Origin of the sequence: Chryseobacterium hagamense (assembly GCF_007991455.1) — a bacterium.
Taxonomy (GTDB): Bacteria; Bacteroidota; Bacteroidia; order Flavobacteriales; family Weeksellaceae; genus Chryseobacterium; species Chryseobacterium hagamense.
On sequence record NZ_BJYJ01000004.1, the window covers coordinates 70,752 to 94,965 of the forward strand.

The 24,214-nt window shown below is 43.0% G+C and carries 22 protein-coding genes; 18 read left to right on the forward strand and 4 right to left on the reverse strand.

The genetic code is table 11. The features are described from left to right. Positions 1 to 188: 188 nt before the first annotated feature. Entirely contained in the window at positions 189 to 950 is a 762-nt protein-coding gene (locus CHA01nite_RS06250; protein WP_146940456.1) for an alpha/beta fold hydrolase, read from the reverse strand. 272 nt (positions 951 to 1,222) lie between these two features. Between CHA01nite_RS06250 and mraZ the strand changes: the two genes are divergently transcribed. The 18 genes from mraZ to CHA01nite_RS06340 all read left to right on the forward strand — a co-directional run bounded on the left by mraZ (position 1,223) and on the right by CHA01nite_RS06340 (position 22,421). After that, positions 1,223 to 1,681: a division/cell wall cluster transcriptional repressor MraZ gene (gene mraZ / locus CHA01nite_RS06255; protein WP_146940457.1), complete on the forward strand. Its 459-nt coding sequence runs from the start codon at positions 1,223 to 1,225 to the stop codon at positions 1,679 to 1,681. A gap of 35 nt (positions 1,682 to 1,716) precedes the next feature. Continuing rightward, the gene (gene rsmH, locus CHA01nite_RS06260) at positions 1,717 to 2,610 is read left to right on the forward strand and encodes a 16S rRNA (cytosine(1402)-N(4))-methyltransferase RsmH (protein WP_146940458.1); all 894 of its coding nucleotides are present in this window, start codon (positions 1,717 to 1,719) and stop codon (positions 2,608 to 2,610) included. An 87-nt stretch (positions 2,611 to 2,697) separates the two neighbouring features. Continuing rightward, a complete protein-coding gene (locus CHA01nite_RS06265; protein WP_146940459.1) occupies positions 2,698 to 3,066 on the forward strand; it encodes an FtsL-like putative cell division protein in 369 nt (122 codons plus the stop codon). Beyond that, positions 3,050 to 5,041, forward strand: coding sequence for a penicillin-binding transpeptidase domain-containing protein (locus CHA01nite_RS06270; RefSeq protein ID WP_146940460.1), 1,992 nt, complete (start codon positions 3,050 to 3,052; stop codon positions 5,039 to 5,041). The genes CHA01nite_RS06265 and CHA01nite_RS06270 overlap by 17 nt, the downstream gene beginning before the upstream one ends. Positions 5,042 to 5,113: 72 nt before the next feature. After that, on the forward strand, positions 5,114 to 6,574 hold the full coding sequence (locus CHA01nite_RS06275) for a UDP-N-acetylmuramoyl-L-alanyl-D-glutamate--2,6-diaminopimelate ligase (RefSeq protein ID WP_146940461.1): 1,461 nt from the start codon (positions 5,114 to 5,116) through the stop codon (positions 6,572 to 6,574). Further along, positions 6,575 to 7,930, forward strand: coding sequence for a hypothetical protein (locus CHA01nite_RS06280; RefSeq protein WP_146940462.1), 1,356 nt, complete (start codon positions 6,575 to 6,577; stop codon positions 7,928 to 7,930). It abuts the gene before it with no gap. Between the two features lie 29 nt (positions 7,931 to 7,959). Continuing rightward, positions 7,960 to 9,201: a phospho-N-acetylmuramoyl-pentapeptide-transferase gene (gene mraY / locus CHA01nite_RS06285; RefSeq protein WP_146940463.1), complete on the forward strand. Its 1,242-nt coding sequence runs from the start codon at positions 7,960 to 7,962 to the stop codon at positions 9,199 to 9,201. A 60-nt stretch (positions 9,202 to 9,261) separates the two neighbouring features. Continuing rightward, positions 9,262 to 10,596: a UDP-N-acetylmuramoyl-L-alanine--D-glutamate ligase gene (murD, locus tag CHA01nite_RS06290; protein ID WP_146940464.1), complete on the forward strand. Its 1,335-nt coding sequence runs from the start codon at positions 9,262 to 9,264 to the stop codon at positions 10,594 to 10,596. 22 nt (positions 10,597 to 10,618) lie between these two features. After that, complete coding sequence (locus CHA01nite_RS06295) at positions 10,619 to 11,857, forward strand: FtsW/RodA/SpoVE family cell cycle protein (protein ID WP_146940465.1); 1,239 nt, start codon at positions 10,619 to 10,621, stop codon at positions 11,855 to 11,857. A 27-nt stretch (positions 11,858 to 11,884) separates the two neighbouring features. Continuing rightward, positions 11,885 to 13,006, forward strand: coding sequence for an undecaprenyldiphospho-muramoylpentapeptide beta-N-acetylglucosaminyltransferase (gene murG, locus CHA01nite_RS06300; protein ID WP_146940466.1), 1,122 nt, complete (start codon positions 11,885 to 11,887; stop codon positions 13,004 to 13,006). Between the two features lie 56 nt (positions 13,007 to 13,062). Continuing rightward, positions 13,063 to 14,436 (forward strand): UDP-N-acetylmuramate--L-alanine ligase, encoded by a 1,374-nt coding sequence (gene murC, locus CHA01nite_RS06305; RefSeq protein WP_146940467.1) that lies wholly within the window; start codon positions 13,063 to 13,065, stop codon positions 14,434 to 14,436. 73 nt (positions 14,437 to 14,509) lie between these two features. Further along, positions 14,510 to 14,893: a GxxExxY protein gene (locus CHA01nite_RS06310; RefSeq protein ID WP_146940468.1), complete on the forward strand. Its 384-nt coding sequence runs from the start codon at positions 14,510 to 14,512 to the stop codon at positions 14,891 to 14,893. A gap of 80 nt (positions 14,894 to 14,973) precedes the next feature. Then, complete coding sequence (locus CHA01nite_RS06315) at positions 14,974 to 15,945, forward strand: cell division protein FtsQ/DivIB (protein WP_146940469.1); 972 nt, start codon at positions 14,974 to 14,976, stop codon at positions 15,943 to 15,945. 19 nt (positions 15,946 to 15,964) lie between these two features. Beyond that, a complete protein-coding gene (ftsA, locus tag CHA01nite_RS06320; RefSeq protein WP_146940470.1) occupies positions 15,965 to 17,356 on the forward strand; it encodes a cell division protein FtsA in 1,392 nt (463 codons plus the stop codon). A gap of 79 nt (positions 17,357 to 17,435) precedes the next feature. Next, entirely contained in the window at positions 17,436 to 19,328 is a 1,893-nt protein-coding gene (gene ftsZ, locus CHA01nite_RS06325; protein WP_146940471.1) for a cell division protein FtsZ, read from the forward strand. A gap of 89 nt (positions 19,329 to 19,417) precedes the next feature. Beyond that, the gene (locus CHA01nite_RS06330; RefSeq protein ID WP_146940472.1) at positions 19,418 to 19,864 is read left to right on the forward strand and encodes a GatB/YqeY domain-containing protein; all 447 of its coding nucleotides are present in this window, start codon (positions 19,418 to 19,420) and stop codon (positions 19,862 to 19,864) included. 410 nt (positions 19,865 to 20,274) lie between these two features. Next, positions 20,275 to 20,685: a BrxA/BrxB family bacilliredoxin gene (locus CHA01nite_RS06335; protein WP_146940473.1), complete on the forward strand. Its 411-nt coding sequence runs from the start codon at positions 20,275 to 20,277 to the stop codon at positions 20,683 to 20,685. A 221-nt stretch (positions 20,686 to 20,906) separates the two neighbouring features. After that, positions 20,907 to 22,421 carry a GH3 auxin-responsive promoter family protein gene (locus CHA01nite_RS06340; RefSeq protein WP_146940474.1) on the forward strand — a complete coding sequence of 505 codons (1,515 nt, stop codon included), beginning with the start codon at positions 20,907 to 20,909 and terminating at the stop codon, positions 22,419 to 22,421. 34 nt (positions 22,422 to 22,455) lie between these two features. On the opposite strand, the gene CHA01nite_RS06345 is transcribed toward CHA01nite_RS06340, so the two are convergent. The 3 genes from CHA01nite_RS06345 to CHA01nite_RS06355 are packed head-to-tail and all read right to left on the reverse strand — an operon-like array spanning position 22,456 to position 24,200. Beyond that, on the reverse strand, positions 22,456 to 22,827 hold the full coding sequence (locus tag CHA01nite_RS06345) for a hypothetical protein (protein ID WP_146940475.1): 372 nt from the start codon (positions 22,825 to 22,827) through the stop codon (positions 22,456 to 22,458). 39 nt (positions 22,828 to 22,866) lie between these two features. Continuing rightward, positions 22,867 to 23,220 (reverse strand): hypothetical protein, encoded by a 354-nt coding sequence (locus CHA01nite_RS06350; protein WP_146940476.1) that lies wholly within the window; start codon positions 23,218 to 23,220, stop codon positions 22,867 to 22,869. 5 nt (positions 23,221 to 23,225) lie between these two features. Continuing rightward, positions 23,226 to 24,200 (reverse strand): endonuclease/exonuclease/phosphatase family protein, encoded by a 975-nt coding sequence (locus CHA01nite_RS06355; protein WP_146940477.1) that lies wholly within the window; start codon positions 24,198 to 24,200, stop codon positions 23,226 to 23,228. Positions 24,201 to 24,214: the final 14 nt, after the last annotated feature.

Here is a 24,214-nt window from a genome sequence, read left to right on the forward strand (position 1 = left end):
GCATATTTAATTCGTCAAATATCGTAATAAAATAAACGACATAAAAACTTAAGTCCTGATCCGTGCAATTTTAAGAGGCATTTCATTAGCAGGTAAGGCAGACCCCCATAGCTTTTTAAAACCTATGGGGTCGTATTTAAGCCTTTAAAACAGAGCAGGAAGTAAAAATTTACTTCCTGCCTTACTTTTTAAACTTTATCTTTCAGCCAGCGGTACAGAATCTCGTTGAATTCATCCGGCTTTTCCATCATGGCTGCGTGACCGCATTTATCGATCCAGAAAAGTTCCGAATCCGGAATAAACTTATGCATGTCTTGAGCCACTTCAGGCGGTGTTACATTATCATTCCTTCCCCAGATCAGGCAGGTCGGCGTTTTGATCTTCGGCAGATCATTCAGCATATTGTGTTTGATGGCACTTCTGGCCAGCATCACGGTCTTTATTCCTTTCATCCGGTCGTTTACCACTGCAAAAACCTCGTCTACAAGGTCTTCCGTGGCTACCGAAGGATCATAAAAGACCTCTTCAGTTTTCTTTCTGATATAGGAACGGTCGTTCTTTCTCGGGAAACTGTCCCCGAAGGTCCTTTCGTATAGCCCTGAACTTCCCGTAAGTACAAGATTTTTCACCAGATCCGGCCTTGCCAGCGTCAGGATAAGCCCCACATGGCCACCCATCGAATTTCCGACAATGGTAGCAGGACCCTTCACATGGGTTTCCAGGAATTTGGCAATATACTTTGCCAAAGTCGTCAGATTGGTATTAAGTACCGGCAATTCGTAGATCGGTAGCTGGGGAACATACACTTTGAATCCCCTGTCTGAAAAAAAATCCACCATCTTATCGAAATTGCTCAACCCACCCATTAAACCGTGCAGCAGCACCAATGGATGTCCCTCTCCCGCCTCTATAAAGGTATATTTCTTTTCTTTTTTTGTACTAAATATCATAAAATGCCTTAATCAAGCCTTGCAAAAATACAAATTAAACCTCAAAAATATTTTGAATACTCTAATTTAAAATAAAAATAATATACCAAACTCGTTTTTCTTCACTTTTTTGTGAAACTCTTTTGTATGGGGCAAATAATACTTCCTTCAATCGTCATCATATCAGAATATTAACCCCCTGAAATTAAATCTTTAATAAAACTTATTAACATTAAGGCAAAAAGTGGTAAAAAGTGGGAGGATTTAGAAATTATTATATAAATTTGTCCCAAATGAAAAGTTTCATTGGAACATATGAGTGTAAAATTGACGACAAAGGCCGCTTAAAAGTTCCTTCATCTTTAATTAAACAGATGGAAAACTTCGACGATAAGGCGTTTGTAGTCAAAAGATCCGTGTTCCAATCCTGCCTGGAAGTGTATCCCATGAATGCGTGGGATAAGATGATGGGCAAGATCAATAAGCTAAATCGTTTTGTAAAAAAGAATGCTGATTTCATCAGAATGTTTACGGCAGGAGTAAAAACAGTAGAATTGGATAATGCAGGAAGGCTGCAGATTTCAAAAGACCTCACGGTTTTCGCCGGTCTTCAGAAAGACATTGTGATTACCGGGGCAGGCGAACTTTTCGAGATCTGGGATAAAGAAGCCTATGAAAAAGTTATTTCCATAGATGAAGCCGATTTTGCCAGCCTTGCCGAAGATGTCATGGGCTCTTTAGATGAAGAATAACCGCCGGTAAGGCGATAAAAAAACACACCTTAAGCATGTATCATAACCCCGTTTTGTTGAAGCAGAGTGTTGATGATTTGGTAACGAATCCGGACGGAATCTATGTAGACTGTACTTTTGGTGGCGGAGGCCATTCAAGAGAAATATTGAGCCGGCTTTCGGACAAAGGAAAACTGTTCAGTTTCGATCAGGATCTTGATGCGTTGAAAAATACCATCGACGATCCCCGGTTTACGCTGATCAATCAGAATTTCAGGTTCCTGGAAAATTCGCTGCTGATTTACGGAATTTCCCGGGTTGACGGGGTTCTGGCCGATCTGGGCGTTTCTTCCCACCAGTTTGATGAAGCCGACCGGGGCTTCTCAACAAGGAGCAACGCACCGCTGGATATGAGAATGAACGTGATGCAGGGGCTTGATGCCAAAAGAGTGATCAACGATTATGATGAAGAACAGCTTGCCGACATCTTTTATTATTACGGCGAACTGAGGGAAGCCAGGAAACTGGCAAGGGACATCGTTCATCACCGGAAAATAAAAAGCATCAACACGACGGAAGACCTGAAAAAACTGTTCAGCTACCTTCCGCCGCATAAAGTGAATAAATTTTATGCCCAGCTGTTCCAGGCAATCCGGATTGAAGTCAACCAGGAGCTGGAAGTTTTAAAGGAAATGCTGGTCCAGGCCTACAATGTTTTAAAACCCGAAGGAAGGCTGGTCGTAATTTCCTACCATTCCCTGGAGGACCGTTTAGTAAAGAGATTCCTGAAAAACGGAATGTTTGAGGGCGAGCCCGAGAGAGACATTTACGGAAATTATAAAAAAGCATTTGAGCTGGTAAAGAGCAAAGCCATCGTTCCCGATGAAAGCGAGATCGAAGAAAACTCGAGAGCAAGAAGTGCTAAAATGAGAACAGGCATTAAAGTGTAAAAAAGTGAATGGTGAATGGTCAATCGTGAATTTAAATTGACCATTCACAAGCAAAGCGGATTCACTGCGAAGCAAATTGACAATAAATTGGCAAAAAGAGCAACAACAAACCGTCCTCAGAAGAAACTGACTTTTATAGACATTATAAAAGGCAATTTTCTGAACCGTGACGAGATCAAAATACATTATAAGTATTTCCTGCTGTTGTTTGTGCTGATGATGGCGATGATTTATACCAATCATCTCGTCAATAAAAAAATTAAAATCGTAAACGCGCTAAAAGAAGAAACGGAAGAATATAAATCGCGGAACGCTTACGCACAGAGTAAGCTGATTAAAGTAAAAATGGAATCGGAACTGGGGAAGGAAGTTGCACGGGACTCACTGATGACTTTGGAAAACCATCCTCATAAACTGCTAATCAAACTGGACAGTACAGATGCAAAAGCAAAATGAATATGACAACAAGCGTAAGAAAACTTTACGTTGGGGCTACCTCTTTGCAGTGGTGGCTTTGTGCGTATTTACCCTTTTCCTTGCCCGGATTGTCATCCTCCAGAATACCAATGTCCAGGAAATCAAAGACGATTACATCAACAAAAACTACCGCGAAGCAACATTAAAGGCCGCCCGGGGTAACCTGTTTGCCTCCGACGGCTCCATTCTTGCCACCACCGTGATGCGTTACGACATCTATCTGGATTTCAAGACCATGAAAGATACGGTGTACACCAACAACATCGGGGCTTTGAGTGACTCTTTAAGCAAAATGTTCGGGAAGCCGAGAGGCGAATTCAGAAAGAAATTCGACGAGCAGCGAAGGAAGAAGAACCAGTATTACACTCTGATAAAAGGCCTGGACTTCGACCAGTACGACCGGATCCGCAAGTTTCCGATATTCAAAAAGGGAAAAAACAAAGGAGGGTTCATTGTAGACAGAAACTACAAAAGAGAACTTGCAACGACGGAGATCGGAGCCGGAACCATCGGGATGGATGACGGCGTACACACCGCCGGACTGGAAGGTGCCTTTTCAAAATATTTAAGGGGAACCGACGGAAAAAGACTGGAACAGCGGATCAACTCTTCCCAGTGGAAACCGATCGACTTCTGGAAAGTTCAGGAACCGATTGACGGTGAAGATGTCTACACGACTTTAGACCTCAGGATTCAGGACATTGCCCATTCCGCCTTGCAGAAACAGCTGATTAATTTCGAAGCGAAACACGGAACCGTAATCGTTATGGAAGTGGCCACCGGGAAGGTTCGTGCTATGGTCAATCTGAGAAGAACCGACGAAGGCGATTATGTAGATTCCTACAACTATGCCCTGAAAGACAATATTGAGCCGGGCTCCACTTTCAAAACCATTTCGCTTCTGGCCGCCATGGATGACGGCTTTATTGATGAAAATACAACGGTAGACGTAGGAAACGGTGTCTGGGTATATGCCAAGCAGAGAATTTCCGACGGCCACGGCCACGGAATATACGACATCAGTGATGTACTGGCCAAATCCAGCAACGTTGGTTCAGCCAAATTAATTACGAAATATTACGCAGAAAAACCGCAGATTTTCCTAGACCATTTAAGGCGCTGGAAACTTTTCGACAAAATGGACATCGAGCTTCCGGGAATTACCAAACCGAGGTTCGTAACACCGGAAAGCAAAAGATGGAATCCTGCCGCTCTGGCATCGCTTGCGTACGGCTATGCTTCCAACATCAATTTATTGCAGCTGGCCACTTTCTACAATGGGGTTGCCAACAACGGAAAAATGCTGAAGCCGCTTTTCATCGATAAAATTATGAAAGACGGCAAAACATCCTATACGGCCAAACCGGAAGTGATGGTCAGCAAAATGGCGTCTGAAAAAGCCATCAGAATGATGACCCACGCCCTGACCAAAGCGGTTGAAAAAGGTACCGGGAAAAGTATTTTTACCCCCAACCTGAAAATGGCCGGAAAAACGGGAACCGCAAGATTTGAATACTGGCTGCCCGGCCCTATGAAGTACCGTGCGTCATTTGCCGGCTTCTACCCTGCCGACAACCCGAAATATACCTGCTACGTGATGATCAGCGAACCGAATACCGCAAAAGGTTTTTACGGAGCTACCGTTGCCGCCCCGGTATTCAAGGAAATTGCAGGAAAGACGTTTCTGAAAACGCCTCAGAATGTTGAGAAAGAAATGCTGGTGGACAAAAAAGTAAACCTCAATAAAATGGTCGAACCCAATGTAAAAGTTGCCGTCAACCACAAGCAGATGCCCAATGTCGTCGGATTAATCGGTAAAAATATAATCCCGCAGCTGGAAAACCTCGGTTACCGTGTCGATTACAAAGGTGTCGGCAGGATTACGGAACAGTTCCCGACCGAAGGCACAACCATCAGTAAGAACCAGAGGATTTATTTATCCCTGCAGAATTAAAACCAGTCCGGAAAGGACAACCCGAAAAAAAAGGATAAAAACAGAGTATTAAAAAGATAAAGCATCAGATACATGCAGCTAAATGAATTATTAAAAAGAATCCCGGTAATGGAAATCCTAGGCAATGACAGCCGGGAAGTTTCCGGACTGGTCTTCGACAGCAGAAAGGTGACGGAAAACTCTTTGTACATAGCTATGAGAGGAACCGTAGTGGACGGACATTCATTTATTGCAGCATCGGTGGAAAAAGGGGCAAAAGCCATTGTCTGTGAAGAATTCCCTGAAAACCCGGATGAAACCATCACGTATGTGAAAGTAAAAAATTCATCCATAGCTTTAGGGCAGCTGGCTTCCAATTTTTACGGGAACCCTTCCGAAAAATTAAAACTGATCGGAGTAACAGGGACCAACGGAAAAACATCAGTAGCCACTTTGCTGTTTGATGTTTTCAAAAATTTAGGCTATGATTCCGCGTTATTATCTACGGTTGAAATCAGGATTGCCGGTGAGGTTATTCCTGCCACCCACACGACACCTGATGTTATTACCATCAATAAAATCCTTGCCCAGGCCATTGAGGAAGGCTGTGAATTCGCCTTTATGGAAGTAAGCTCCCACGGGATTGCCCAGAACAGAATCGAAGGGCTTCACTTTTCGATAGCCGGGTTTACGAATCTCACCCACGACCATCTGGATTATCATAAAACATTTGACGAATATTTAAAAACGAAGAAAAGGTTTTTTGATGAACTGGGCCCGACTGCCGTTGCCATTACCAATATCGATGATAAAAACGGGATGGTCATGCTTCAGAACACCAAGGCTGAAAAGAAATCTTACGCCATGAAGACCATGGCCGATTACCACGGGAAACTTCTGGAAGTGGATTTCAACGGCATGCTGCTGAACTTCAACGGAAAAGAATTCTGGACGACCCTTACCGGAAAATTCAATGTCTATAATTTATTGCTGGTATTCGGGATTGCCTCGGAGCTTGGCTTTGAACAGGAAGAAATCCTTCAGGCGATCAGTCAGCTGAAAAGGGTTTCCGGAAGATTTGAGACCTTTAAGTCGGACGGAGGGATTTTCTTTATCGTGGATTATGCCCATACCCCGGATGCCCTGGAAAATATCCTGGACAGCATCAACGATATCCGGACCAAAAACGAAAGATTAATTACCGTTTTCGGTTGCGGCGGCGACAGGGATCATGCCAAAAGACCTGAAATGGGGAATATTGCCACTAAGAAATCGACCTTGGCGATTATCACATCAGACAATCCGAGAACGGAAGATCCGGCAGCCATCATCAAAGAGATTGAAGCGGGTGTTGAACCTCAGCACTTCAGTAAATACACTTCCATTCCAGACAGGCATAAAGCCATCAAAATGGCCATTAAATTTGCAGAACCGAAAGATATTGTTCTTGTAGCCGGTAAAGGCCATGAAAATTATCAGGAAATCAATGGTATAAAGCATCATTTTGATGATAAGGAAACAATTAAGAAACTATCACAATTAATGGGAAAATAAATGAAAGCACAAAATAAAATAAGTCCTGAAAAATATATTGTTACAAAATCGAGAACACTTGAAATAAGCCGGTGCTTCCTGATCGGAAATACTGAAACAGGAAAACTGCAGGTTATTATTTCCAGAAAGCATAAAACGGGAAATATCACGGTAGGATTCTATCTTGTCGACCTCTGGTGCCTGGGAATAAAAGATTCATTCTTCGACTTCAATTTAACGGAATCCGATTTCAACTTACTTTTGGAAACAATGTATGATGCGGCAGATCTTACCGAGGTCGATTACGTAAAGGCTCACAACATCATTTATGCGGCTTATGAATATGCGCTGGATCTGGGAATAAAGCAAAGCCCGGTTTTTGAAAACACAACAAAATATTTACTTGAAGAGGATAACGACGATATTCCGCTAATTGAGATCGAATGCGGAAGAAACGGCAGGCCATTTTACGAGCAGGGCATCGAATCAGCTTCTGAAGCAAATAAAATCATCAGAACACTGGAGAAAAGCGTAGGAAAAGACGGTTTCGATTACCAACTTTTGAATCAGAATCATTTTGAGACCGAAGACCTTCTTAACGGATTGGAGTCGATGATGGATATTCAGAAAAAATATGAAGCCTACACCCTGGAGGAACTGCAGCAGGAATATCTTACCTTTTCTTCCGAGGAAAGGCTCAATCCGGAACAGGCCCCTTTCAATGACGCTTTTATGGTCAGGGACGCCTTGGAAAAATTTTACAGCAGCGGGGAGAACTATCCTGAAAGCTGGAATAATATTCTCGGCTATACAGTAGATAATGAATACATTACCCCTTCTTTACTGGGCAATGATACCGCAGCGATTTCGGAAGAAGATGACGAATACTTTTCCGAATGCATTGATGCTATTACAGGAATTTCCGATAGCGAGCCCCCTGTAATTGAAGATTTTGGTGATGCATTACAACATATTGAGGAAAACTATCCTGATTTGCCAATTACTCAGTATGTAAGGGCCAAATTAAACGGGAATACAGACTGGAAGCCGTTGATGCAGAATTTTCCGGAGTACTCGATTTTTAAACTGGAAAACCATTTTGAAAACGGAAATTCCCCGGAACAGATAGACCTGGAATCAGTTTTTGGAAACAGCCGTAATATCTCCAGCTATGAAGCTTTTGTACTGCTAAAAATTCTTTTGCAGGAAATTGATAAAAACCAAATTCTGGAAGAATTTATTTCATTTGAAAACCTGATCCTAAAAATGGATCTTTTCGAATCGGAAGCTTCCGTACTGATGTGGGAATCCGATGTAAAAAAATTACAGGTCATCGAAAAATATGTGACGGAAAAAATTGCACCCCGCAGTAAATAAGCTGTCATTAAACGTAAACAGAGAAAGAAATGTTATACTATCTATATGAATATCTCGCCCACCACGGCATCCACCTTCCCGGAATGGGACTGCTGAGGTACATCTCGTTCCGGGCAGGAATGGCGGTTCTGTTTTCCCTGACCATTGCTCTGGTCTTCGGCAAAAGGATCATCAATTACCTGCGGGCAAAGCAGATGGGTGAGCTGGTTCGTGACCTTGGACTGGACGGGCAGAAACAGAAGGAAGGAACACCAACCATGGGAGGGCTGATTGTTATTCTGGCCACCCTGATCCCTGTGCTCCTCTTTACAAGAATTACCAATGTCTACATTGTGCTTCTTATCGTTTCAGTTATCTGGATGGGGGCAATCGGTTTTCTGGATGACTACTTAAAGAAAATCAAAAAGAATAAGGACGGCCTCAGCGGAAAATTTAAAATCGTAGGTCAGGTCGGCCTGGGACTGATTGTCGGGGTAACCATGTATTTCCATCCTGATGTCACCGTTAAAAGAAAATATTCGGATGCGAAGGTGGTGAACCGGAATAATGTGGAACAGAACTTTATGGCTACTGAAAAAATTGCCATTTCAACCGTGCCTTTTGCTAAAAACAACGAATTCGATTACAGCGGAATACTGTTCTGGATGAATGATAAAGATGCCCATGAGTGGGCCTGGGTAGTTTTCATCCCGATCGTCATTTTTATCGTAACGGCCGTTTCAAACGGAGCCAATATTACGGATGGGATCGACGGGCTTGCCGCCGGAACCAGCACCGTGATCCTCCTGACCCTCGGCCTGTTTGCCTACCTTTCCGGAAACATTATTTTTGCGGATTACCTGAATATCATGTTCCTTCCCAATATGGGGGAAACCACCATTTTTGTAGTGGCCATGGTAGGTGCCGTTATCGGGTTTTTCTGGTACAACACCTATCCGGCCCAGGTTTTCATGGGCGATACCGGAAGCTTAATGCTGGGCGGTGTGATTGCCGTTCTGGCGATTATTTTAAGAAAAGAACTGATGATTCCCGTGCTGTGCGGAATTTTCTTAATTGAAAATATTTCCGTGATGCTTCAGGTTATCGTATTCAAATACAGAAAAAGAAAATTCGGGCTGGAATATGCCCAGAATAACAGACTTTTCAGAATGTCCCCTCTGCATCACCATTATCAGAAGGGCGGCTTTCATGAGAGCAAAATTGTAAACCGGATGATCATCATCGGGGTCATGTTGGCTATTGTCTGCCTGATTACCCTGAAAATGAGATAAAAATTAATTTAAAAACCGAATGATTACCAAACGTCATTCGGCCATTAAATCAGAAATTATATGAAAATAGTTGTTTTAGGAGGAGGAGAAAGTGGCTGCGGCGCTGCTTATCTGGCGAAAAAGAAGGGCATGGAAGTCTTTCTTTCGGATAAAGGTGCCATCAAAGACAATTACAGGCAGTTTCTTACCGGGCAGGACATTGAATTTGAGGAAGGAAGCCATGATGAAGAAAGGATCCTGAATGCAGACTGGATCGTGAAAAGCCCGGGGATCCCGAAAAAGGCTGAAATGATCCGGAAGATCCAGGAGAAAGGCATCAGACTTTCCTCTGAGATTGAATTTGCCTCTGAATTTACCGATGCCAAAATCATCGCCATTACCGGAAGCAACGGAAAAACAACCACCACTTCCCTGATTTACTACATCCTGAAAAACGACGGGTTGAACGTAGGACTGGGCGGGAATATCGGTTACAGCTTTGCCAGGCAGGTGGCCGACGAAAACCATGAATATTATGTTTTGGAAGTAAGTTCCTTCCAACTGGATGACATCCAGAATTTCAGGCCGTATATCTCTTTGCTGCTGAATCTGTCCCAGGACCATCTGGACCAGTATAACTACAACTATGAAGAATATGCGCTGGCCAAGTTCAGGATCGCTGAAAACCAGGAAAATGACAATTTCTTCATCTACAATAAAGATGACGAAATGAGCAAAAACATCCTGGAAAAATTAGAAATAAAGGCCAGAATGATTCCTTTCTCCACCAGAGAACAACTGACGGAAGGAGGATTCATCAACGGCGACCGGATAGAAATAAAGCTAAAAGATGATTTTTCCATGAAAATTGATGAATTGTCACTTTTAGGAAACCATAATGTGGCAAACAGCTTAGCAGCATCCATTGCCGGTAAAATCCTGGAGATCAACAATGAGAGCATCAGAAACTCATTGATGACCTTTCAGGCGGTGGAACACAGGCTGGAGCTGGTAACTGAAATCGATGGGGTAAAATACATCAACGACAGCAAGGCCACCAATGTGAATGCCACCTATTATGCGCTGGAAAGCATGAAAACCCCGACCGTATGGATTGTGGGCGGAGTAGACAAAGGAAATGACTACAGCGAAATTGAAGAATTAGTCAAAAGAAAAGTAAAGGCTATTGTCTGCCTCGGAATTGATAACGATAAGATTATCAATTTCTTTAAAGATAAAAAAAAATTTATTTACGATACCTCCAGCATGGAAAAAGCAGTGGAAATATCAAAATCGCTGGCAAAAAAAGGCGATACGGTTCTGCTGTCTCCCTGCTGTGCTAGCTTTGATTTATTCAGAAGCTATGAAGACCGGGGGCATCAGTTTAAAGAGCAGGTAACAAAAGAAATCCGCTAACCCATCTTAGCGAACACGAATTATGAACGGACAGGACACAGATAGCAGATTTGAATTTCTAAAGGGCGATAAAGTACTTTGGATGGTTATTCTCGTGATCTCCATTTTCTCTATTTTCCCTGTATACTCTGCCAGTTCGAACCTGGAATATATTGTCAACAACGGCACCACTACCGGTCACGTTATCAAACATATGTTTTTTGTGGTTTTGGGACTGGGAATTATGAGAGTGGTCGGAATGGTGAAGTACGAATACATCGGCAAGCTCAGCAGCATCCTGCTTGGCTTAATGGTGGTTTTACTGATCGTCACGATGTTTACGGGACAGACCATTGATGGGGCAAGTGCCTCCCGATGGCTTAAAATTCCGGGAACGCCCATCTCTTTCCAGCCCTCCTCATTCGCTTTCCTGATGCTGATTATTTACCTGTGCCGGTATCTCACCAAGAAAATTACCCGTGAGCGTTTACCCATCGAAAACATCATGTATATTTTCGGGCCGATCCTGCTTGTTTTTGTTCTGGTAGCAAAAGACAACGGTTCCACTGCCCTGATGATCCTGATGGTTTCCGTAGTGGTCCTCGTCATCGGGCAGCTGCACTGGAAATACATTGCCGGATTTATTTCCGCTTCATTCATCGCGATCGTACTGTTTTTACTGATTGCTTTAAATACCAACCTTATCGGCGGAAACCGGGTACATACCTGGATGAGCCGGATTGAGACCTTTACTTCGAGCAAAGCCAAAAGTGCCGATGTGGACGATGAAAGCGTAAAAGCCAAGAATTACCAGGTCATGCAGGCCAAAGCCGCCATTGTTCACGGAGGAATTACCGGAATGGGACCCGGGAAAAGTGCTTTAAAACAAATGCTTCCCCAGTCGGCCTCCGATTTTATCTTTGCAGTGATTGTAGAAGAATACGGTGTTATAGGGGCTGTATTTTTAGTCAGTCTCTATCTGATTATGATTATCCGGATTGTGATGATTGCCAGTAAGATGCCTGCATTTTTCGGCTCCCTGCTCGTGCTCAGCCTTGGAGTGATGATTTTTGTACAGCTTGCGGTAAATATTGCCGTTGCCGTCAATCTGATTCCGGTTACCGGACAGCCGCTGCCGCTGATCAGCTACGGAGGAACCTCGATGCTCGTAACGTATCTGCAGCTGGGAATTATCCTGAACATCAGCTCAAGGATCCAGATTTACGATGAAGAAGGAATGGGCAAAAAACAGAGCATTGCCGAAATAAACGATATTGCATAAAAAATAAACTTGGAAACAGACTTTAAAATGAATAATCATTCAGCCAATAGCCAGCAGCCAGCAGCCATCCGTGTCTTATTATCGGGGGGCGGAACGGGAGGACACATCTTTCCGGCTATTGCTATTGCCGATGAGATCCGAAAAAGATATCCGGATGCCGAGTTTTTATTCATCGGGGCCAACGGCAAAATGGAAATGGAAAAGGTTCCGCAGGCCGGCTACCGCATCGAAGGAATTGACATTGCCGGCATAAACCGGGGAAACATGCTGTCGAATTTAGGTCTGCCATTCAAGATTCTGAAGAGCCTGTCCCGGTCGAAAAGGATCATCAAAGATTTCAATCCGGACTTTGCAGTCGGAACCGGAGGATTTGCCAGCGGACCCGCCTTATATGAAGCAAGCAAACTGGGTATCCCGATTTTCATTCAGGAGCAGAATGCCCATGCCGGAGTAACGAATAAAATTTTAAGTAAGAAAGCAAAAGCCGTATTTACCGCCTACCCGAAAGTGGAAGGCTTCCCGGCTGAAAAAATAAAGTTCCTGGGCAACCCGATCCGTGAAAACATTGTATCGGGAATGCAGGACAGTACCCGGGCCAAAGAAAGGATGGGGCTCGATAAAGATAAGCTGACCATCTTATCAGTCGGCGGTTCACTAGGTTCAAGAACCCTGAATAACGGATGGAAAGATCATCTGGAAGACGTAAAAGAAAAAGGCTACCAGCTGATCTGGCAGACGGGAAAACTGGATTACAGCGAACTATCTTCAAGTCTCCGGCTTCCGGCTTCCGTCCAGCTGAAAGAATTCATCAAAGACATGGAAACCGCCTATTCCGCAGCGGATGTGATTGTTTCCCGGGCAGGTGCCATTGCCATTTCAGAACTGGCCGTAGCTCAGAAACCGGTCCTGCTGGTTCCCTTCCCGTTTGCAGCGGAAGACCATCAGACCAAAAATGCCCTGAACCTCGTGGAGAAAAATGCCGCCAGAATGGTAAAAGACACGGAGATGAAAGATCAGTTCTGGAACACGCTTTCAGAAATTTGCGACCATGAAAGCTTAAGGAAAGAAATGTCCCGGAACCTCAGCTACTTTGCCAAACCGCACGCAGCAAAAGAGATTGTGGACGAGATTTTTAAAGCAATAGATTAAAAAAAATTAGTAATGCAGAAGCCATTACAAGCTTCTGAAAAGGTTATCAAGATAAAATGAACAGTTTAAAGACATATCAGAATTTTTATTTCGTCGGCATCGGGGGAATCGGGATGAGTGCGCTGGCACGTTATTTCCATGCCTCAGGCAAAAAAGTTCTGGGCTACGATAAAACCAATACCAAACTCACACAGGCCCTGATAAGCGAAGGAATTGATATCGTTTTTGAAGATGTTATTGACGAAAGAATCACCGTACTTCAGAAAGAAGATACGTTGGTGGTTTATACCCCGGCCATCAAAGTGCTTGGAATTCTGGATTACTTCAGCGATAATCGGTTTGAAGTATTGAAGCGGGCAAAAGTATTGGGCCTGATTACTGAAAATACCAATTGTATCGCTGTCGCCGGAACCCATGGAAAGACCACGACTTCTACCCTGGTATCCCACCTGTGTAAAGAAGCGGGCCTGTCTTTTTCCTGTTTCCTGGGAGGAATTTCCGAAAATTTTAAATCGAATTTCCTGTACAACGGTTCCCGATATTCTGTAGTGGAAGCCGATGAGTATGACCGGAGTTTCCTGAACCTTTCACCGGATTGGGCCGTGATCACTTCTACCGATGCCGACCATCTGGATATTTACGGCGATAAAAATACCATCGAAGAAGGGTTCAGGCAGTTTGCTGCCCTGGTTCCGGACGATAAGCAGCTGTTTGTACGTAAAGGTATCGAAATCGGAAGACCGTCCCTGACGTATGCCGTCAATGAAGAAGCCGATTATTACTCCGATAACCTGAGAATGGAGGGAGACCATATTTATTTCGACTTCCATACGCCCACTGAAACCGTAAAGGATTTCATCTGGGGAATTCCGGGTATCCATAATGTTGAAAACGCAACCGTGGCATTGGCCATTCTTCATAATCTAGGGGTAGATTTCGAAACTCTGAAAAAAGCAATTGCCAATTTCATGGGGATTAAAAGAAGATACACCAAGCACCGGTATCCGGATGGTAAAATATATATCGACGACTATGCCCACCATCCGACGGAAATCAATGCGGTAATAGGATCGATCCGGACCTTCTACCCTGATAAGAAACTGCTGGTGGTTTTTCAGCCGCACCTCTTTAGCCGGACCCGGGATTTTGCCGACGGATTTGCCGAAAGCCTCAGCCGCGCAGATGAACTGATTTTGCTGGATATCTATCCCGCCAGAGAAATTCAGGAAAATTTTGAAGAAATTACTTCCGATTGGTTGTTAAAAAAAGTAACTTTAATTAAAAAGGAAGTTTCAACCTTAAACGAAGCTTTCAGGACTATAAAAGAAAAAGATTTCGACATCCTTCTCACCGTAGGCGCAGGAAACATTGATACCCTGTATGATCCTGTCTGTGAATGGATGAATGGAACACAAAGCACACAGAGATAAATAAAAATCGTTTCACAAAGCCGCTTCGCTTATAATAGAAGAATACCGGCAACGAAATTATAAAAACACACAAATGAATGAAAATGAAATTGCAAAAATTATTATTGATGCAGGTTTAAAAGTGCATAGAAGTTTGGGACAAGGGTTATATGAAACTGTTTACGAGCAATGTCTTGAATATGAACTATTGAACAGAGGATTATTTGTTGAAAGACAGAAATTCCTTTCAATACAATATGAAAACCTGAAAGTATCGAATGCATTTAAAATCGATTTATTGGTTGAAAATAAAGTGGTAATAGAAATTAAAGCACAGGAAAGTCTTGACAATTATCATAATGCACAGCTTTTAAATTATTTAAAATTAGGAAATTATAAATTAGGTTTATTATTAAATTTTAATTCTAGACTTTTTAAAAATGGGATTAACAGAATAATAAATGGATATTTGAAATAGCTGTCAGCTTTTATAAGCGAAGCGGCTTGGTGAAACTAAAAAAGAACAAGCTTCGTGAACTTTGTGTTCAAAAAAAGAAAATGAAAAAGAAATACAGAATATTAAAAATTGCCGTAACAGTGATCATCCTTGGGTTCCTGCTGAGTTTCTCGTTGAAGAAATTCGGGGGGCAGGAGATTACGGACAATCAGATTTCTGTAAAGATGAATGAAAGGACGCCGGTGTATTTTATTGATGAAAAAGACATCCGTGAGATCGTGAAAAAAGAAAATCCTTCCGGAAAAGTGGGCGACCTGGACATTCCGGCGTTGGAGAAGAAGATCAGCAATCTTCCGGCAGTAGACAGCGCCAATGTTTATCTGAACCTGAACGGCAAGCTGAACCTTGACATCAGGCAGAGGGTTCCGGTATTCAGACTGAATAAAGAAGGAAGAGACTTTTATGTTGATGAAAAAGGGGTGGAATTCCCGATTTCCAAAACCTATTCACATCCCTGTATGCTGGTGACCGGAAATGTGAAACGGGACGAATATGAAAAGCTGGCCGAACTGGTGGAAAAGATCGATAAGGATGATTTCAGCAAGAAATATTTCATCGGAATCTCCAAAGACCGGAACGGCAATTATAACCTCCTGACCAGTGAAGGCCATTACAAAGTGGAAATCGGTGACCTGGACCATATTGATTTTAAGGTAAGAGGATTTAAAACCTTCGTGGAAAAATACCTGGTGTATCAGGATCCTGAAAAATACAGCCGGGTTTCGGTAAAATACCAGAACCAGATCGTCACAACGTTGAATCCTTATTTTAAAGAAAACGACAGTATTCTGCAGGCCGGCAATAAAGAACTGGCCAAAGCACCTTTGGTAACGGTAAGAAAGACAGAGGGCCAGCCTAAACTGACGGAAAGCCGGAAAATATCTTCTCCCTCAGTAAAAGCGAAGGAGAGTGAAAAAAAGAAAACAATAACCACGCTCAGAGAAACTAAAAGAATAGAGAAAAAGCCCGCGGCGGCAAAGCCGAAGAAAAAGGCAACGGTTAAAATAGAATAAAAAATCAAATCGATATAAAATGGAAAATCAAGAGTATTCAGTAGGTCTGGACATCGGGACGACGAAAATCGTCGCGATTGTCGGGAGGAGGAATGCGCACGGGAAAATAGAAGTTCTCGGTGTAGGAAAGGCGAAAAGTCTTGGGGTTCACAAAGGGATTGTGAATAATATTTCGCAGACCATTAATTCAATTAAGGCTGCAGTGTCAGAGGCACAGTCCAGTGCAGGCGTTCCGATCCGTAAAGTGACGGTAGGGATTGCAGGAAAACACATCCGTTCCCTGCAGCACTCGGATTATATTATGCGTGAGCACCCCGATAAGTTTATTACAGATGACGACATTGAAGCATTGAAAGACCAGGTCAAGAAGCTGGTCATGCTTCCCGGTGAAGAAATTATCCATGTTCTTCCCCAGGAATATAAAGTGGATTCCGAAGGAGAGATCCAGGAGCCTGTAGGAATGCATGGCAAACGTCTGGAAGCCAACTTCCATGTAGTGGTCGGGCAGATGGGAAGCATCCGTAATATTGCGAGATGCGTCCGTGAAGCCGGGCTGGAAATGGAAGCCCTTACCCTGGAACCGCTGGCATCTTCAGAAGCGGTTCTTACCAAAGAAGAAAAAGAGGCCGGTGTGGCCATTGTAGATATCGGGGGCGGAACCACGGATATTGCAATTTTTAAAGACAATATCATCCGCCATACCTGTGTAATTCCTTATGGCGGCGGTATCATTACAGACGATATCAAAGAAGGATGCTCCATCATTGAAAAACATGCCGAGCAACTGAAGGTAAAATTCGGTTCTGCAGTTCCGGAGCTTGAAAAAGACAGTACCTACGTTACCATTCCGGGGCTCCACGGAAGACCGGACAAAGAAATTTCCCTGAAAACCCTGGCCCAGATCATCAACGCGCGGGTGGAAGAAATCCTTGAAATGGTGAATACCGAATTAAAGGCCTACGGTGCCTTTGAACAGAAGAAGAAACTGATTGCAGGAATTGTGCTTACAGGAGGCGGATCCAACCTGAAACACCTCCGTCAGCTCGCCAATTATACCACCGGTTTCGACAGCCGTATAGGTTTTGCAAATGAGTATGTGGCGAATGATAAAAATCAGTATCTTAAAGGCCCGGAATTTGCTACTTCGATCGGGTTATTAATGGAAAGCCTGAAGATCCGCGACAAAAAACAGATTGCTGAAGCACAACTTCCTGTAGAAGAGGAAGTTCAGCCGCAACCGAAGGCAGATACAGTAGCTGCTGAGGCAGAAGCCGTGCCTCAGGTACAGCAGCCGGAGCCTGTTCTGCCGCTGGAAACGGTAAGTGAACAGCAGCAGAAAAGGGCAGCAAAGCTTACTTTCGGGCAGTCACTGATGGAAAAAGTGAAAAAATTTTTTGAGGAAGTAGAGTAAATTATAAAAGAGAAGTGATAAGATGTGAATGATGCCTCAATTATCATGAATCGGTTATTAATTATTAAAAAGAAAAGTTATGGAAAATATAGGTACACAGGGGTTTTCATTTGATTTGCCAAAGGGAAATTCGTCGATCATCAAGGTAATCGGTGTAGGCGGCGGCGGAAACAACGCACTCAAGCACATGTACGAAAAAGGGATTCACGGAGTAGATTTCGTGATATGCAATACGGACGCTCAGACTTTAGATAATAATCCGGTGGCCAACAAAGTTCAGTTGGGAACCACCATTACAGAAGGCCTCGGTGCCGGCGCAGACCCTGAAGTAGGGGAAAAATCGGCTATCGAAAGCATCGAAGACATCAAAGCGGCCATGGGCCAGAATACCAAGATGGTATTTATCACCGCCGGGATGGGCGGCGGTACCGGAACCGGTGCTGCTCCCGTGATTGCCAAAGTAGCCAAAGACATGGGCATTCTGACGGTAGGGATTGTTACCGTCCCTTTCAGCTTTGAAGGCAAAAGAAGGCTGGAACAGGCTGAAAACGGCCTTGATAAATTAAGAAATAATGTTGACTCACTGATTGTCATCAACAACGATAAATTAAGACAGCAATTCGGAAACCTGGGTTTTAAACAGGGGTTCTCGAAAGCCGATGAGGTTTTAACCAACGCTGCGAAAGGCATGGCGGAAGTAATTACCGGTTACTTTGATGTAAATATCGACTTCAGAGATGCCAAATCCGTGCTGCAGAACTCCGGAACGGCGCTGATGTCTACCGGTATTGCTTCAGGGGAAAATAAAGCCGAAGAAGCGGTAAGAAAAGCGCTGGATTCCCCATTGCTGAACGATAACAAGATTACCGGAGCCAAAAACGTACTTTTGCTTATCAGAAGCGGTGCGGAAGAAGTTACCATGGACGAAATCGGGGTAATTATGGATCATATCCAGAAAGAGGCAGGACATACCGCTGATATTATTTTCGGGGTGGGTGCTGACGAAGAACTTGGAGATTCCGTAAGCGTTCTTGTGATTGCCACTGGTTTTTCAAATGACAACAAGAAATTTGCAGGTCCGACTGAAAAGATCAAGATCAGCCTGAACGACAGCCTGGAGTCTCCGAAAGAATCGCCTTTCAAAACAAGAGACGAAAGAGCATCTGATCACAGCTATGATTTCGGCGGCAAAAACCTTTTCAGGCTGGACGATGAAGACGGCGACATGCCGCAGTTCGGAAACACAGCTACTGAAAAAAAAATGACTATTGGCAACGAAGAGACCAGAAATGAAATAAAATTCTTTGATAAAGAGGAAGATACGGATAACGGGTCCCATCAATGGAGAGAGGAAGACGAACAGGAATCTTTCAGCCTGTTTTCCGTAGACGACGAAGCCGAAGATCCGAATGATCTGGAAATCGAATCTTTTACTTTTGATTTCGACAGCAAGAAGGATGAGCCGCAGCAAAGCAATTCTTTCAGCAATTCTTATGCTGAAGAAAAGCTGGTGGAATTCAGCTTCTTTGTCAATGAGCCGAAGAACGACTCCAAATCCGATTATGGCCAGCCTAAAGCGGAATTTACCAATTCGGGAGAAGTAAACCAGCTTACCGAAGAACCGCTTCAGAAAGTGGAACATTTCTTCCAGCACCTGAAGGAAGAACCTGTGGCTGAAAATAAAACGGAAACCTCAGCGCCGGCTCCGGCTGAAGAAGAATTTACCTTCGTAAATAAAACCGTTGATCAGGAGAGAATCATGGAAAGAAGAAACAAGCTGAAAGAATTCAATTCCCGCTATCAGAGCTTTGACAGTTCCAGCGAATTTGAATCCGTTCCTGCTTTCAAGAGAAAAAATATTTCGATTGAAGGAAACAATGCTTCAGACCAGAATATCAATACGTATCTTTCCGACAACAACGGGAATATGCAGATCAGGGAAAACCGTTTTTTGAATAAAGACGTAGACTAAAAAATATAACAATGTAGAAATGTACCAATGTAACAGTGCCTATTATCCTTTGGTAAACTGTTTCATTGATACCTTGTTAAATTAAAAACATGAGTTTAGAAAATACCATAAACGAAGCTATAAAAACAGCCATGAGAGCCAAAGATAAAGTGGCTCTGGACTCTCTCCGTGCTGTAAAATCACAGATACAACTGCTGAAGACGGAAACCCTGGGTGCTGAAGTCTCGGAAGAACAGGAAATCGCCATCCTTCAGAGAATGGTTAAGCAACGCAAGGATTCTTACGAGCAGTTTTCCGCACAGGGAAGGAATGATCTTGCCGAAGTGGAAGAAGCCCAGATGAAAATCATTGAGCAGTTCCTGCCAAAACAGCTTTCTGCGGAAGAGCTGGAAACGGAAATGAAAAAGATCATCGCTGAAGCCGGTGCCGAATCCATGAAGGACTTAGGAAAAGTTATGGGGATCGCATCGAAATCCTTAGCCGGAAAATCGGATGGAAAAAGCATTTCCGAGATGGCAAAGAAGCTGCTTTCCTGAATATGATTGATGAATGATGATCAATTGGTAATTCATCATTTTTATTTTTGTTTATTTATTGTTGGATATTCAACCTTTGCATATCGATTTGATTAAAGAAGCCCGGGATTTTTAAGTTCCGGGCTTCATTTTGTGTTCAGATTTTATTTAATCATCCTGTCATTGTCCGGAACTCATCATTTAAATAAAACCGAGGGAAACAATAAACATTTTTTCATGGCCATTGTTTTCAGAATCATTTCAAATTTAGTAATATTTTAGCATTATTAACAAACTTAATTTATCTAATGTTAGTTATGTTTATATAATTTCCATTTAATGCATTTTATTTAACAAAAACATTGATAGTTTTTATATATTGATGAAAAGCGGGGAATTGCTTAAATTTGTACTTTACAAAAAACAAAAATATGTATCCACAAGATTTAGTAATGCCGATGAAGGCTGAACTTACAGATAAAGGCTTTGAGGATCTGGCCACCCCGGCTCAGGTAGAAGAAGCGTTGAAACAATCAGGAACCACCCTTCTGGTGATCAATTCCGTATGCGGGTGCGCAGCAGGAGCAGCAAGACCGGGCGTTGTTTATTCTTTGACGGGAGATAAGAAGCCGGATCATCTGACTACCGTTTTTGCAGGTTTCGATACCGAAGCGGTAACGGAAGCGAGAAAGCACCTGGCCCCATTTCCTCCGAGCTCACCATGTGTAGCCCTTTTCAAAGACGGGGAACTGGTTCATATGCTGGAAAGGCATCACATTGAAGGAAACCCTGCCGGCGCTATCGCAGCCAACCTTCAGGCGGCTTACGATGAATACTGCTAAGAATAAAACTTTAAATACAGGAACCGCTGCAAATTTTGCAGCGGTTTTTTTTATTTCCGATAGCCGGATAATCATTTTTTACATTAATAAATATTTATCCTTCTCCTGTTTTCCTGTTGGTATGTTATTCCGATAAAAATATATAGAAAAACACATGAAAATTTACATTTTTCACCCGGAAAAAATTCCTGGAAAATCCAATTATTGTTATATTTGTTGGAATGGCAACGAAAGCACTTTTCAATACGGTGGTCAATTGGTTTATCCGTCAGCGGATCGATCAGATTCAGAATTTCATGGATCACCCCATTGAAACCCAGAAAGGTATCCTATTTTCCCAGCTGTTTCATGCCGAAGATACGGAGTACGGCAGGAAATATGGTTTTAATTCCATCTCGAGTTATCAGGACTTTAAAAACAAAGTTCCGATCGTGACTTACGAAGAAATGGAGCCTTATATTGAGAAAGCAAGACAGGGACAGAAGGATGTCAGCTGGCCGGGCTACATCAAGCATTTTGCGAAATCTTCGGGAACGACCAACGCCAGGAGTAAGTTTATCCCGATTTCAGCTGAAAGCCTGGAATATTGCCACATGAAAGCCGGAAAAGACATGGTTTCCATCTATGCCAACAACCATCCCGAAAACCAGCTTTTCAATTATAAAAACCTGCGCCTGGGAGGAAGTTCCGAACTCTATGCCGACTTCAACACCAAATTCGGTGATTTATCGGCTATCCTGATTGATAATCTCCCGTTCTGGGTGGAAGTAACCACTACGCCCAGCAAAAAGGTTTCCCTGATGGGCGAATGGGAAAGCAAGCTTAAAGCCATCACATCCGAGGTAAAGAACCAGGATGTAGGAAGCATTTTGGGCGTTCCGAGCTGGATGATGGTGCTGCTGCAGCGGGTACTTAAAGAAACCGAGTTCAATAATATTGCGGAGCTTTGGCCCAACCTGGAAGTGTTCTTTCATGGCGGAATCAGTTTTAAACCTTACCGCGAGCAGTATCAGCAGATCATTGGTAAAAATATCAATTATTACGAAATCTATAATGCCTCCGAAGGTTTCTTCGGGATTCAGGACCGCTCCAACAGCGACGAGATGCTCCTGATGCTCGATTACGGCATCTTTTATGAATTTATCCCGATGGACCAGTTCCATTCCTCAGATCCCAAAGTGGTAAGCCTTGAAGAGGTGGAAACAGGAAGGAATTATGCCATGGTCATTACCACCAACGGCGGTTTATGGCGATACCTGATCGGGGATACCGTGGTATTTACCTCAACCAATCCGTTCAGAATCAAAATTACGGGAAGAACGAAGCATTACATTAATGCGTTCGGGGAAGAACTGATGATCACCAATGTGGAATCTGCGCTTACCAAAGCCTGTGAGGAAACCAATGCTGCCGTTTCGGACTTTACCGGAGCTCCTGTCTTTATGAGAGAGAACGAAAGCGGTGCCCATGAGTGGATTTTTGAATTCTGTAAGAAGCCGGATGATCTGGACCGTTTTACAGATATTTTTGACAGCCATCTGAAATCCATCAATTCGGATTATGAAGCCAAACGTTACAACAATATTACGCTGAAGAGACCGATCGTCCATATTGCCAAGCCCAATCTTTTCTATTGCTGGCTGGAGTCTAAAGGGAAGCTCGGCGGACAGAATAAAGTCCCACGGCTGAGCAATGACCGGGAATACATCGATCCTTTGCTGGAACTGAACCGATAAATAAAAAACCGCAGCTTTTACTGCGGTTTTTTTCTTATTTTTTCAAATCTTCTTTTAGCTTCCTGGCACCCTCCTCTACTTTCGAAGCGCCTTTGGCTGCAGCATCCTTTACCTCCTGGCCTGCCTGATGAAGGTCTGCTTTTGCCTTATCTGCCGTAGCATCAATTTTACTTTTTGCATCTTCTGCAGCATTATCGATTTTGTTTCCGGCTTCATCAAGCCTTGCCTTGGCATTTGCCCTGGTCTGATTAATCTTTGCCGTATCCACACCTACGCCCGTTTCAGTAGTTGTGGTGGTGGTTACCGTTCCGTCCGCATTTTCCACCTGTTCTGTCTTAGATGTTGATTTTGTACAGGATACCGCCACTGCGGCGATCATCAGTCCTGATAAAATGTTTTTTTTCATAGGTATTGAAATTTTTAAAATGTATTCCGTGTATCTGTATTATGGTATTTTCGTATCACCGGCAGGAAGGGTTTCGTCGGTTTTAAGCTTTTTCTCTTCCGCTTTCTTTTCTTCTGCACTTTTTTTATTCTCTTTTTCTATTTCTTCTTTCAGTTTCTTTTCCTGTTCCCGGGCTTTCACAGCTTCCTTTACGGAGTCCTGGTATTTACGGGAAGACATCCTGATTTCCCGGACTACATCAATGGAAGTGGCTCCATTGGAAAAAGAATCAATGGCTGCCGTATCATAATTTGCCTTCGGGCTGTCTGCAGGATACAGGTCTGCCGGTTCTTTTTTGGAACAGGATAAGGTAACAGCATAAAAAACAAATGCGGCAAAAAATAAATTTTTCATGGGAACTAATTTAGTAGAAATTCCGCAATTACGGGATAGTGATCCGACAATTGTACGGAATTATCCACTTTATAGCTTAAAGGGATAATGGATTTTGAGCTGAAAATATAATCGATCCTCAGCGGCACCTTGTAATCGTGAAAACTGGAGGAATTGCCGTTTCCGGCAGCTAAAAAAGCATCCTGAAGGTCTTTCCCAAGATTATAATATTCATAGGAATTCGGGACGGAATTAAAGTCCCCCGCCAGGATCACCGGATAAGGGGAAAGATCAACCGCTTTCCTTATTTTTTTAATCTGATTTTCATGCGCCTTGAAAGTAGGCGTCATGTGCGAGAGAAGGGTGTTGATTTTATTCCCCTCCTTTCCGATACCTTCGAATTTAAGCATGGATTTATGTAAACGGAAAGGCTCAAGGTAAACATTAATGATCCGGATCATTTTTCCGTTGATGTCTACATCGGCATAAAAAGAATTTCCCCTTGATTTATCCGTAATAAGCTCTTCCTGCCTTACGATTTTATGCTTGGTCTTGAGAATAACAGAAGGGTATTTTACCATGTCCTGTTTCAGGGCGCGGTTGGTATCTTTTTCCTGTACCAGAATAATATCGGCATCCTGGTCCATAATATATTTTTTTACCTTATCCCATCCCGATTCCCCGTATTTTACATTAAAGGTAATAACCTTAATATCCCTTACTGATTTTAGATTTTCCGTTTTGGGAGTAAAGTTGATCCATCTTCTGATCGGATTATAAAACAGGAATATTCCCAGTACAAAGGCAATGGCGAATTTCTTTCTTTTGACAATCCAAAAGAGGGTAAAAATAATATAAAGGGAGATTAAATAAGGAAACCCCAACGACAGAAGGTTGAGAACACCTAAAAGATTAGGCGGTACCCATGCATTCCCTAAGGTACACAACAGCAAAACGGCAATGGCAATATGGGCAAATAACAATATCTGGATCAGCTTCATGAAAACAGTATAAG